The organism is Paenibacillus sp. EB106-06-01-XG199 (assembly GCF_058791575.1).
Genome location: NZ_JBYTDQ010000002.1, coordinates 44,283 through 56,767, shown reverse-complemented (window position 1 = coordinate 56,767; position 12,485 = coordinate 44,283). Strand labels below are relative to the sequence as shown.

12 protein-coding genes are annotated in these 12,485 nt (G+C 45.6%); 9 read left to right on the top strand and 3 right to left on the bottom strand.

The genetic code is table 11. From position 1 onward, the window contains the following. The first annotated feature begins 135 nt into the window (after positions 1 to 135). Together AC3WT9_RS06065 and AC3WT9_RS06060 are read left to right on the top strand one after the other, a co-directional pair. The gene (locus AC3WT9_RS06065) at positions 136 to 906 is read left to right on the top strand and encodes a flavodoxin family protein (protein WP_341378559.1); all 771 of its coding nucleotides are present in this window, start codon (positions 136 to 138) and stop codon (positions 904 to 906) included. 43 nt (positions 907 to 949) lie between these two features. Beyond that, positions 950 to 1,543, top strand: coding sequence for a TetR/AcrR family transcriptional regulator (locus tag AC3WT9_RS06060; RefSeq protein ID WP_341093065.1), 594 nt, complete (start codon positions 950 to 952; stop codon positions 1,541 to 1,543). A gap of 57 nt (positions 1,544 to 1,600) precedes the next feature. Here the strand turns inward: AC3WT9_RS06060 and AC3WT9_RS06055 are convergent, their stop codons facing one another. Beyond that, entirely contained in the window at positions 1,601 to 2,404 is an 804-nt protein-coding gene (locus tag AC3WT9_RS06055) for a polysaccharide deacetylase family protein (RefSeq protein WP_341093066.1), read from the bottom strand. A gap of 195 nt (positions 2,405 to 2,599) precedes the next feature. After that, entirely contained in the window at positions 2,600 to 3,805 is a 1,206-nt protein-coding gene (locus tag AC3WT9_RS06050) for an MFS transporter (RefSeq protein ID WP_341378560.1), read from the bottom strand. A 205-nt stretch (positions 3,806 to 4,010) separates the two neighbouring features. Between AC3WT9_RS06050 and AC3WT9_RS06045 the strand changes: the two genes are divergently transcribed. Continuing rightward, a complete protein-coding gene (locus AC3WT9_RS06045) occupies positions 4,011 to 4,601 on the top strand; it encodes a TetR/AcrR family transcriptional regulator (RefSeq protein ID WP_341378561.1) in 591 nt (196 codons plus the stop codon). A 50-nt stretch (positions 4,602 to 4,651) separates the two neighbouring features. On the opposite strand, the gene AC3WT9_RS06040 is transcribed toward AC3WT9_RS06045, so the two are convergent. Further along, complete coding sequence (locus AC3WT9_RS06040) at positions 4,652 to 4,837, bottom strand: hypothetical protein (protein WP_341093070.1); 186 nt, start codon at positions 4,835 to 4,837, stop codon at positions 4,652 to 4,654. Between the two features lie 223 nt (positions 4,838 to 5,060). On the opposite strand from AC3WT9_RS06040, the gene AC3WT9_RS06035 reads away from it, so the two are divergent. From AC3WT9_RS06035 to AC3WT9_RS06010, 6 genes are all read left to right on the top strand, one after another. Next, positions 5,061 to 5,570, top strand: coding sequence for a sigma-70 family RNA polymerase sigma factor (locus AC3WT9_RS06035; protein WP_341378562.1), 510 nt, complete (start codon positions 5,061 to 5,063; stop codon positions 5,568 to 5,570). A 21-nt stretch (positions 5,571 to 5,591) separates the two neighbouring features. Next, positions 5,592 to 7,034: a hypothetical protein gene (locus AC3WT9_RS06030; protein WP_341378563.1), complete on the top strand. Its 1,443-nt coding sequence runs from the start codon at positions 5,592 to 5,594 to the stop codon at positions 7,032 to 7,034. 151 nt (positions 7,035 to 7,185) lie between these two features. Then, positions 7,186 to 8,169, top strand: a complete 984-nt coding sequence (locus AC3WT9_RS06025; protein WP_341378564.1) for an alpha/beta fold hydrolase — start codon at positions 7,186 to 7,188, stop codon at positions 8,167 to 8,169. Between the two features lie 184 nt (positions 8,170 to 8,353). Further along, positions 8,354 to 8,926 carry a 5' nucleotidase, NT5C type gene (locus AC3WT9_RS06020; protein ID WP_341093074.1) on the top strand — a complete coding sequence of 191 codons (573 nt, stop codon included), beginning with the start codon at positions 8,354 to 8,356 and terminating at the stop codon, positions 8,924 to 8,926. Positions 8,927 to 9,024: 98 nt separating this feature from the next. Continuing rightward, the gene (locus AC3WT9_RS06015) at positions 9,025 to 11,724 is read left to right on the top strand and encodes an ATP-binding protein (RefSeq protein WP_341093075.1); all 2,700 of its coding nucleotides are present in this window, start codon (positions 9,025 to 9,027) and stop codon (positions 11,722 to 11,724) included. Continuing rightward, complete coding sequence (locus AC3WT9_RS06010; protein WP_341093076.1) at positions 11,717 to 12,427, top strand: response regulator; 711 nt, start codon at positions 11,717 to 11,719, stop codon at positions 12,425 to 12,427. The genes AC3WT9_RS06015 and AC3WT9_RS06010 overlap by 8 nt, the downstream gene beginning before the upstream one ends. Positions 12,428 to 12,485: the final 58 nt, after the last annotated feature.

Sequence of the window (12,485 nt, the reverse complement as noted above, 5' to 3'; positions counted from 1 at the left end):
TTGTATAAACCTGGATATCAATCCTGACAGAGTAGAATATTCATGTTATGATATGAATGAATAAATATAAATTCATTCATTTGCTAATTCACTAGGAAATTCGACTTAAACACAGAAGATACTGGAGGGGCTTCAATGAAAAAAGTTACTGCATTTATCGGAAATCATCAGAAGCATTCGACTTACAAGGCAGTATGTGAATTTGAGCGTAATCTCAAAGCTTATGGTAATATTGAGTTCGAAATCGTATTTCTGAAAGATTATCAGCTTGAATATTGCCGGGGTTGTAAGGTATGTTTTGATAAAGGGGAGGAATATTGCCCATTGCATGATGATCGTGACATTCTGATGGAAAAGATGATCCAATCAGACGGAGTTATTTTTGCCACTCCCAATTACGCATTTCATGTATCCGCACCAATGAAGAACCTGCTGGACCGGCTTGCTTTTACTTTCCATAGACCGCGTTTTTTCGGGAAGACCTTTACGGCGATTGTTAATCAGGGAATCTTTGGAGGCAACGCTATCGTCAAGTATCTTAGCAGTATGGGGGGGAACTTCGGATTTCGGGTCTCCAAAGGCTGTGTCCTGACGACGCTTGAGCCCCGAAGTGAAGCTGCGCAGAATAAAATAACCCGGGAAATCAATAAAGCTTCTGCGAGATTTTACAAGAACCTTATGCGTCCAGCACCACCAGTTCCTTCTTTTTTCAGGCTGATGACATTCCGTATGTCCCGTACCAGCATTCAGCTAATGCTCGACGATAAGTCTAAGGATTACCGGTATTACAAGGAAAACGGCTGGTTTGAATCGGGGTACTATTACCCGGTTTCCTTAGGGCTTGTCAAAAAAATGGCTGGTCGCATTTTCGATGGAATGGGAAAAAGAATGGCTAAACGCTCATAGCAAATAACAGTAACTATATATCTATCTATCGGAGGGCAATAGAGTGGAGGATAAGAGAACAGAGATTTTTAACAATGGTAAAGCAATCTTCAGTACGAAAGGTTTTAAACAAACCAATGTCTCCGACATTACAAAAGCGGCCGGGATTGCAGTAGGCACATTTTATAATTACTTCTCTTCTAAAGAGAAGCTGTTTCTGGAGATATTCCTGGAAGAAAATGTGAAGCTGAAAAAAAGCATTATGAAATCCATCGACTTAAACGAGGAACCTCTGGCGCTGATCAAAAAATTAATAGAATTAAACATTAATGGAATGAATTCAAACCCGATCCTTAAAGAATGGTTTAACAAAGACGTTTTCGTCAAGATTGAGCAGCAATACCGTGAAGAGAACGGCGTCGATCAGGTTGATTTCTTATATGACAGTTTTGCAGAACTGTTCAGACGCTGGCAAGCTGAAGGAAAGATAAGAAATGACCTGGATGTTGAGCTGATCATGGCTTTTTTCACAGGAATTATTATTATAGACACCCATAAAGATGAAATCGGGATTCAGCATTTTCCGCAGATTATGGATTACATGGCGGAGTTTGTAATGAAGGGGCTGACTGATTATCCGCAGGCAAAACCCATGTAGATTGAAGTTAAGCAGCCGCAACAAGATGCCGGGAGAACCGGCAGCTTGTACACTGAATTACTTTGAGATATAGGTACCGCCGCCTTTAATGCAAACGGGCTTGTCATTAATGGATAGCCAAATGTCCACGGAGGAAAGATTGCGGATGATCTTGCGGTCGACACTAAACTTCAAGGAACGGACAGCTTGAATATAATCCATGATTTCGACATTTGTTGCATACCATACATCGGAGTGACCGCCGGCTTTCCGGCAAAAGGCTTCGATCAGTTCCCAGTTGTTCTGACGCTCGAACTCAAAGCTGTGCCCCCAAACATAGCAGAGCCTGAACTTCTGCGAAGGTCCTTCGGTAGTAAAGCGCTCCCAAATCCCCTCAAGCTCGTCCTTGTGATGACAAGTAGGATGCCATTCCATAAAATCAAGAGGGACATCAAACTGCCTGGTGGAAACAACAGTACGGCTGTATTCAATACCTGCTGTTTGTAGCGGAGGGATGATAGCTGCCGAATACGAACCATAGGGATAAGACATTCCCCGAATCGGATAGTCTACAAGCTGCTCCAGCCGTCTGCGGTCTTCCAATAGCTCCTCTACCACCATGGGTAATGGCAGTCGGTCCAAATGCGGGTGGGTTACAGAATGCGCCGATATTTCATGATTGCGGGCTATGGCCCGTACATCATCATTCGTAAGAAATCCGGGAGCGTTCAGCATTGCGCTGTTGAGATGAAAGGTTCCTCTGATCCCATATTGATCAAATAATCCGGCCAGACGAATATCGTGTTTTTGCCCGTCATCATAACTCATGGTGAGTGCTTTGGACATCCCGCCAGGAAATAAATTAAATTTCAGCTTCATCATTACCACACTCCAATAATGTTCATTTATGTAAACAAGCCTGTATAGCCTTATTATAATGTAACTCCCCGGAAAATTGGGGGATTATTTGCAAATGAAGGCGCCCCTTCAGCCGAGTTTCTGCAGAGGGGACGCCTTTTTTACCACTATGAACCGTTTCAAAAAAGCACTAAATATCATCCGCGTCTCACCAAAGGGTTAAATGTTGTTCACTCCGCTTTTTTTCTCCGTAAAAAAGTAAAGCAACGCCAGCAGCGGCAAGACCGTTCCGATCAGCGAGGTGAAGCTCCAGCCGCCATGAGCATAGGACCAGCCTCCCAAGGAGGATCCAATAGCCCCGCCCATAAAGAATATGGACATGAACAGACCATTTAGCCGGCCTCTGGCCTCATTCCCGAGTGAATAAATTGCACGCTGTCCAAGCACGAGATTTCCCGACACAGCCATATCCAGGGCAATAGCGGCGAGTACAAGCAGGAGAAGGACTGCTCTAGAATGGCCTTGAAGCAGAAAAGCCAACAGAAAGGAGAGTGTAGCCAAAACCATCGCCAGTCCGGTTAAACGGCGGGTCCAGCCTTTGTCCGCCAGACGTCCGGCGATTGGAGCGGCTACGGCTCCTCCCACACCGGCTAAAGCAAACCATGCAATTCCTTGCTGGGACAATCCGAACTCATCTGCCAAATGTAAAGGGACTGCCGTCCAGAAAAGGCTGAAGGCTCCAAAAAGAGAAGCTTGATAAAAGGCGCGGCGCCGCAATACCGGCGTTTGCTTGAATAAAGTAACCAGCGACAGGGTTAACTCTCCATAGTTCATTGCCCGCGAGGGCATACGTTTCGGAAGAATCCGCGACAGCAAGACCGACAGTACAGCAATCAGAACCGCGGAGATTGCAAATACAGACCGCCATCCCCAGAAGCTTGCAGTAAAGCTGGCTAATGGACGGGAGAACATAATGCCGAGCAGAAGTCCGCTCATCACATTGCCCACCACACGTCCACGTTGTTCTTCAGAAGCCAAATAAGTAGCATAAGGGACCAGAATTTGAGCGACAACAGAACCTAATCCAATAAAAAAGGAAGCCGTCAGGAACAGGGCTGCATGATGGACGAAAGTCGCGGCCACTAGAGCAATTATGACGACGATCAGCGAAACCACGGCAAGACGCCGGTTTTCGATAATATCACTAAGCGGTACAATGAACAGCAGACCCAGAACATAACCGATTTGAGTAATGGTAACTATTAATCCTGCTGCTGCTGAGGACAGCCCTGTTGCAGCACTGATCGGACCCACTAACGTTTGTGCGTAATAAAGATTGGCAACGATGATACCACATGAGGCCGCGAGCAGAAAGGTAATCCATCCCGGAATAGGCTGATCCTTAACTTCTTGTTCATTTTGCATTGTAATCCTCCTCGTTCATTAAAAGTTTGGTTTAAATAATATACTGAACGTTCAGTTCATTAATTTATAATCAAATAATATACTGAACGTATCGTTTTGTAAATAGACGATTTTGATTTTCTTTTTTATTGGCAATTAAGTATAATGAACGTATAGTATTTATAATTGTGGGATTGTGAAGTTATTTTGCGAAGGGACTGATAGTATGAATACCAAACGAGGGCGTCCACGTAACATGGAGACTCAGAGTTCGATCCTGAAATCGTCTTATGAACTGCTTCTTGAGCATGGTTTTGCGGCAGTAACCGTTGAGAAAATTGCAGAGCGTGCCGGGGTTAGTAAAGCTACGATCTATAAGTGGTGGCCCAATAAAGCAGCAGTTGTAATGGATGGCTTCCTTTCGGCGACTACAGAAAGGCTTCCGTTGCCTGATACAGGTTCGGTGTACAAGGACATTCTTATCCACGCCACGAATCTGGCACGTTTCCTGATTAGCCGGGAAGGCAAAATGATTACCGAGATTATCGGTGAAGGACAACTCGATGAGGGTCTGGCAGAGGCGTACCGCACACGGTATTTTAAGCCGCGCAGGCTGGAGGCCAGACAGTTGTTGGAGCAAGGCGTCAAGCGGGGGGAGCTACATGCAGAACTCGATATCGGGATATGTACGGATCTCATTTACGGGCCTATTTTCTACAGATTATTATTAACCGGTGAAACACTTGACGATGCCTATATTGAGAAACTTGTAAAGCTTGGGTTTCAGGGAGTTGCTCCCGATGCAACGCATAAATGAAAAATGACCGTGCCCAGGCGATTTTGCCAGGATACGGTCATTTTATTGAGCTAAAATATTTTGAACAGCAGATATATTACAGCGATGATTCCGGCGATGATCAGCCAGCTGGATATTTCATCCCACAGACTGGGAACGCCCCGGGAGTGAAGCTTCTGTTCGTTTACATCAAAGTTGGCTTTATGGCCTAAATGGTCTGTTGTACGGGGCGGAGGAGAGCTATTGCCATCAAACATATAAATCAGCTCCTTGCTTCATTATTAGTTAATTATACCCTTTTGAGAACATTAAAGGAAGGTTGATCTGCGGTATAACATATGAGCGCGGTTTGTTGCGTGTATGCTGCACCTTATAAAAATAAATCAATCGTTTTCCCGTTGAACGGCGTCTTACTTACATGAACTCTTTCAGAGGGCCTCTTCTACATGCCAGCACTAAAGAAAGAGAGGGGGAGTGGCGATGGTAGAAAATACTATGAAAGAGGTCAGAATGGTGGATGTTGCACAGATGGATGAAGAAGCTTTTTTTCAACGGCTGTATGTGGAGCACCGCAAGCTGTACTCGATCGCGTTCAGCTACCTGAGAACTGAAGCTGACGCGCTGGAAGTGGTGCAGGAAGCGTCTTGCCGGGCATGGATCAAGCGCAAAAAGCTCAAAGACGAGCAAGCCTTTACATCCTGGGTGATACGAATTACCATCAACTGCTGCATGGATGAACTCCGGCGCAAAAAACGTGTGTTTCCGGCGGAGACGCTGATAGAAGCAGCGGCGCAGGAAATGAAAAGCAATGAACGGATTGACCTGGAACGGGCGATGGACCGGTTGAAGCCGAAATACCGGCATGTGGTGATTCTAAAATACTACCAGGACATGACCACTGCCCAAATTGCCAGTGTGCTGCAAAAACCGGAGGGTACGGTTAAAACCTGGCTTCGCGAGGGACTTAAGCAACTGCGGGAATATCTGTAGAGATACGGGAGGTGAAAGAACATGATTGACAAAGAAGAACGCGTTCTGCGCCAGAATGTGGATGAAGTAAAGCATAAGGCTGAATCCCTTGAGGAAATGAAACTCTATAATGCAATGCGAGGAGGAATCATGCAGGGGAAAAAACGCGAAAAGCGGCGTAGCTATTTCTACGGAATGGGTGTAGTAATCGCAGCCGCTGCAGCAGCACTGTTTCTTTTTAGTATCAATGATGCTCCAGGAACGGAAGTTGCCGAACAATCTCCGCCGAGCTACACGGCTACCACTAAATCATGGACTGATTCCGCGAAGTTTAGCAGAGCCTCCATGAGAGATAGGTCTTTTCAAAGCATACTAGACCGGAATCTTATAAAGCCTGTCTACCAGAGCGTGGAAAAAAACGGCCTGCGGGTCGAAGTGATGGGCGCCGTCGCGGACACACGCAAGCTGTTTATTCTGTATAGTGTACACAACAATACGGACCAAACGGTATCTCATGCTGATTTCTCATTGGATTTTGGAGCTTTTGAAGCAGCGTCTATCGGAGCGAGTTTAGAGATAACTGCTCATAGTAGTCAAATCAACGCGGGCCAAACCTCCTATTTCATCTATACGAATAACCTGTCACCCACGGTTGACTATCCTAAGGAAGTGACATGGAATGTGATGCTGTACCAAACTTCAGGCAAGGGACTCCAGACTAACCTGTCAATTCCTTTCGAGCTTGATCCGGACATGTTCAAGGAACAGACACGAACGCTACATCCCGAAAGCAATCTGATTGTTGATGGTCAGACCATTAAAGTGAATCAGGTGCTCTATACTCCGCTGAACACCTATGTGGATTTGGAATTTGAGAAGAATAATGATAAACAAGTCTTCAGCCTGATTGAGCCTGTACTGATTGTTAAAAGCGCAGGAAAGACGGTGAAATCGTACTACCCCGGGATAATTACAGCAGATAATTCCGAGGTCTATTCGGACCGCTCCAAGTCCACGCTTTACTTTAAGAACACCCAGGACGGCCAGCCGGACGCTGCCACATTGAAGACCTTCGGAATTGCCGCTCTGGATAAAGATCAAATGAAAATTAAAGTCGATCTAAGCAAAAAGCAGATGATCGAAGCTCCGAACACAGACCTTTCCATTATTGAATTTGAAGAGGGGGCGGAAGCTGGAAAGATCCTGTTCCAGCAAACGTTTAAGAAATTCCCATTGAACAGTATCATTAGTATGCGGCTGTCGGATACCTTTACCGATGCTAATGGTCAATCTCACAAAACGGCTGGTGAGAACGGCCAAATCAGTAGAAGTTCTTCGAACAAGGAGAGTACGGCCGTAGATCAATACCTCTATAATTTTGGAAAGGAAGCCGCTGAATACCCGCAACCGCTAACCTTAACTATTGAGCGGTATTGGAATCCGATTATGGACACGCAAACTGTAGAGTTCTCATCGCAAAAATAGGCGCTGTTTCCTGTAAATGGTATTTTAATTTAAACGGAATTTAACCTTTCACCAACCCGGCTTTTAAACTATGTCTTTTACAATAGAAGAGTAGGGGAGAGACAATTATCCGTTTACATTCAAAGACTTGTTACAGGGAGCAGTGAAACCAATGGAAGAGAAAAAGAAGTTTAAATTTTGGAGAATTGTTAGAAGTATTGGACTGCTATTATTAGTAGTCTTGATTCTCGGTGTGGTTGCCAATATGCTTGTGACCAAATACGAACAAAAGAAATACCCTGCATGGGGCCAACTCTTGGAAGTCTCCGGCAAGAAAATGCATGTGTACAGCAAAGGTGAGACGGGAAACACCATTGTTCTATTAAGCGGACTGGGAACGGCAGCACCTGTCTTGGATTTCGAACCTTTGATGAATGCGTTAGCTCAAAACAACAAAGTGGTCGTCCTGGAGCCTTTCGGATCTGGCTGGAGTGAGCAGACTTCAAAGCAACGAACGGTGGAAAACATCGTCGAGGAATGGCGGACCGCTTTGCAAAAGGCTAATGTAAAAGGTCCTTATGTTCTAATGTCCCACTCTATATCCGGAATTTATAGCATGTATTATGTCAATAAATATCCGTCTGAGGTAAAGGCAGTTATAGGCATTGATCCAGCCTTGCCGCAGGCGATAGAGTATTTCAAAGAGTCTGCGCCCGCGATGCCAAAATATATGAGCTTGGCGGCACCAACCGGGTTAGCAAGATTGGCATCTTATGTCAATCCCAAGAGTATTCTGCCTATTTCTGCTGATGGAACTTATTCTGAAGAGAATTTAAAGCTGACCAAGATCCTCACTGCATGGAATGCCTATAATAAGAATGTAGTAAATGAAACAAACGAAATTAACAACAATATCAAAAAAACAAAGAACCTGTCATTCCCTTCAAACGTACCTGTAATGATTTTTACTACCAAGCCTGACAAAGTGAATGAAGAAGGCAAATCCAACATTACCTTTTACGAAACCCAGCTGAAGAATGTAGCTTCAAACAAGCTCGTCGTATTGGAAGGACATCATTATCTGCATTGGACGTATTCCAAGAAGATCGCAGAGGAAGTAAATGAATTCCTAACCACTGCATATCCAGGGAACTAATAGTTCACAAATGAGCCGCTCCAAACAAAGAAGTCAAGCACCCCTTACTAGAGGCGCTTGGCTTTTTATATTTCCTGCCTTGAATTTTTTCTTGCGATAAAGTTGCTCTCGACTAAAACAGCAATATAAGCGAATATAAATAAAGCAATACTAAAAACTAGAAACAACCTATGGGGGTACATATATGAGAAAGCCAATTATTGCCGTGGATATGGATGATACGATTTGTCATCTGGTCAAGCGGGCGATATACCATAACAACAATGATTTTCCTACGCATCTGCTGCGTTATGAAGATATGCTTGATTGGGATACCGATCATCTGCGTCATCCGGATTGTACTCAGGAAATTTTCTACGGGCGACCTGGTCTGTATGAGGAGCTTGAACTGTTCGACGAACATGTCGTCGGGGAAATGGAGAAGCTGCATAACGCTTATGATGTAATTATCGTTACGGCTGCACAGCCGAAGACTGTCGTAGAGAAGTGGAACTGGCTTCAGAAGCATATGCCCTTTATTCCAATCGAGAACTTCTTTCCTTGTAAGCGGAAGTCGCTGATTAACTACGATCTGCTCATTGATGACGGGGTACATAATTTGGTGCCAGCACTGCAGGAGGGAAGGAAAGTACTCTGCATTCCACATCCTTGGAACCTGAAGGCCCGGGAGCAATATGCGTTTCCGCTGCTTACCACCTGGAAAGGTGCCAAAGAGCAGGTTGATCTAATCCTCGGGGGTCAGCCCATTTTATCTTAATACAATCTTAATACCACAGCCAAAGTTGTAACACTATGCAGATTTTGCTCATGATATACTAGCGCTAAAAGCGAAGATATTGTAAAAGGGGTAGCCAAATGGCAACAAACCGCACCGGCTCAGCTTCCGTATTTGAACAAATTCCTGATATGCCGGAAGAGAAAAGACTTGGAAGACTGAAAATATTCTTCGGTTACGCGGCAGGTGTCGGCAAGACTTGTGCCATGCTGAGTGCCGCCCATGAGGAACAAAAAGCCGGAATTGATGTTGCTGCAGGCTATATTGAGTCTCATCACAGGCCGGAGACACTGATTCTGCTCAAGGGTCTGGAGCTTATGCCGCTACTGGAAGTCACCCATAACGGAACGCTTACAAAGGAGTTTGATCTGGACCGTGCGATCCGGAGAAGACCTGATCTTATCCTGTTGGATGATCTGGCCCATATCAATGCGGCTGGCAGAAGGCATAAGAAAAGATATCAGGATATAGGCGAGCTGCTACGCGCTGGAATCCATGTCTATACGACCATTAATGTGCAGCATATTGAAAGCCTGCAGGATGTAGTTGCTTCAATAACCGGTATTTCTGTAGATGAGCGTATTCCTGATAGTGTATTCGATAGTGCCGATCAGGTTGAACTGGTTGATATTGAACCCGATGATTTGATCGACCGCCTGAACAAGGGAAACATCTATCCGGATGAAGAAGCACAAAGGGCAAATGCCCATTTGTATAACAAAGAAAAACTGACTGCCTTGCGTGAGATTGCACTGCGGTACACGGCAAATCAATTGAACAGAATCGCTTCACACATCGGTACTCAGGTAAAAACCAACGAATATTATGCCAAAGACCATGTCCTAGTTTGCCTTTCTTCGGCGGCTACCAATAAAAAGGTAATCCGCACGGCGGCGAGAATGGCGGAGGCTTTTCACGGGGAATTCACCGCATTGTTCGTGGAGACACCGAAGACGCAAAAGCTAACCCAAAAAAACAAGGCGGAACTTAGGGCAAACTTTCGGCTCGCAGAGCAGCTTGGCGCACAAATTGCCACAGTCTACGGAGAAGATATTCCTGGACAGATTGCGGAGTATGCCAAAGCAAGCCGGGTTTCGAAGATCGTGGTGGGGCGCTCCCATAACAAAAAGAAGTGGTTTGCAAAAGCGAATTTGGCTGATAAGCTGACCGCATCTGCACCCAATATCGACATTTATATTATTCCGGACACCCAGCCTACGTTCTATAAAAGATTTCCGCAATATGTGAGCTATCCCGAGCTGTCGCTGGCTGATACAGCCAAGACAACTGGAATTCTGGTTGTCTGCACCTTAATCGGACTGTGGTTTAATTATCTCGGTTTCAGGGAAGCCAATATTATCACGGTCTATATTCTGGGTGTGCTGCTCAATGCGATGGTTACCGGAGGCCGGCTGTACAGCGCTGTGTCTTCGGTTGTCAGTGTGCTTGTGTTTAATTACTTTTTTACCAAACCTTATTTTTCTTTACAGGCGTATGGTTCGGGTTATCCGGTTACCTTCCTGGTGATGCTGTCGGCTTCCTTTATCACGAGCACTCTGACTATGCGGGTAAAAGAGCAGGCCCGGCAATCTGCGCAAAAGGCTTACCGGACAGAGGTGCTTCTGGAGACAAGCCGTAAACTGCAGCAGGCCAAAGACACCACGGCAATCATTCATGAGACGGCACAGCAAATGGTGAAGCTGCTGGACAGAACGATTATTTTTTATCCGGTGCAGCAAGACAGCTTATCTGAGCCGCTCGTTTTTTTAAAGGAAGAGTCAGCTGTGGACCCTCTGGAGTTTTCGGGCGGAAATGAACAAGCGGTTGCGGACTGGGTCTATAAGAATAACAAACGGGCCGGGGCTACCACAGATACCTTTTCGGCCGCCAGTTGCCTGTATCATGCGGTGCGGGGCGGCGATTGCGTATTTGCAGTGGCAGCCATTGCCATGGATAAGGAAGACCCACTTGAGGTTTTTGAGAAAAGTCTGATGATTGCCATGCTGGGAGAATGTGCGCTGGCGCTGGAAAAAGAAATGCTAAATGAAAAACAAAAAGAAATCTCGATCCAAATCCAGCAGGAACAGCTGCGGGCGAACCTGCTGCGGGGAATCTCCCACGATTTGCGTACCCCCCTGACCAGTATATCCGGCAATGCAGGAATCCTCATCGGGAATTCCAAGGTGTTGAGCGAGGAACAGAAGAAGGGGCTGTACACCGATATTTATGATGATTCCATGTGGCTTATTAATCTGGTGGAGAACCTGCTGTCCATCACCCGGATTGATAATGGGTCATTAAATCTGAATATGCAGGGAGAGCTTCTGGAGGAGGTTATTGCGGAAGCTTTGCTTCATATTCATCGGAGCAGCATAGATCATATGATCAGCACCGTACTTGATGAAGAGCTGCTTATGGCTAAAATGGATTCCCGGCTGATTATTCAGGTCCTGATCAATATTGTCGACAACGCAATTAAATATACCGGGACCGGGTCGCATATTACAGTCTCGGCGAGACGCGATAAAGAAATGGTCAGTGTAGAGATTTCCGATGATGGTCCCGGTATTCCGGAAGAAGCGAAGGCCAAGCTGTTTGACATGTTCTATACGGCGGATAATATCCGCGGAGATGGCCGCCGCGGACTGGGACTCGGGCTTTCATTGTGTAAATCTATTGTCACTGCTCATGGAGGCACAATAAGTGTGAAAGATAATGTTCCGCAAGGTACAGTATTCCGCTTTACCCTGCAGGCCGTGGAGGTGGTTGTTCATGAATAAGCCTTTAATTCTTGTCGTCGAGGATGACAAGCCCATCCGCAAATTGATTACTACAACACTGGAAACGCAGGGCTATAAGTACCATACAGCTGAAACAGGCCAGGCCTCGATTCTGGAGGCGGTCTCCAAGCAGCCAGATATTATGATACTGGACCTTGGACTTCCCGATATGGATGGCGTAGATATTATTAAGAAGGTTCGGGCATGGTCGAATATCCCGATTATTGTGGTCAGCGCCCGCAGTGAAGACCGGGACAAAATCGACGCGCTGGATGCAGGCGCAGACGATTATCTGACCAAACCCTTCAGCGTGGAAGAACTGCTGGCAAGGCTCAGGGTCAGCCTGCGGCGTATCCGCTACGATAGTGACAAGCTGCTGAAGGATGCATCTATTTTTACTAACGGAAGTCTCAGAATCGATTATTCGGCAGGCATAGTATTGTTGGACGAAGAAGAAATCCATCTCACTCCCATTGAATACAAGCTAATCTGCCTGCTGGCCAAAAATGTGGGAAAAGTATTAACCCATAATTACATCCTGCATGAAATCTGGGGCAGTCATACCTATGACATCCCTGCCTTGCGCGTATTTATGGCAACTTTGAGAAAGAAAATAGAGAAGCAACCTTCTCAGCCAAAGTACATTCAAACCCATATCGGAGTAGGTTACCGTATGCTGCAGGTTGGCGACGATACAAAGTGACCTGAGTTAATGCTTAGAATTCAGTACACTAATAGGGTGTATCTATTATTTTGTTATT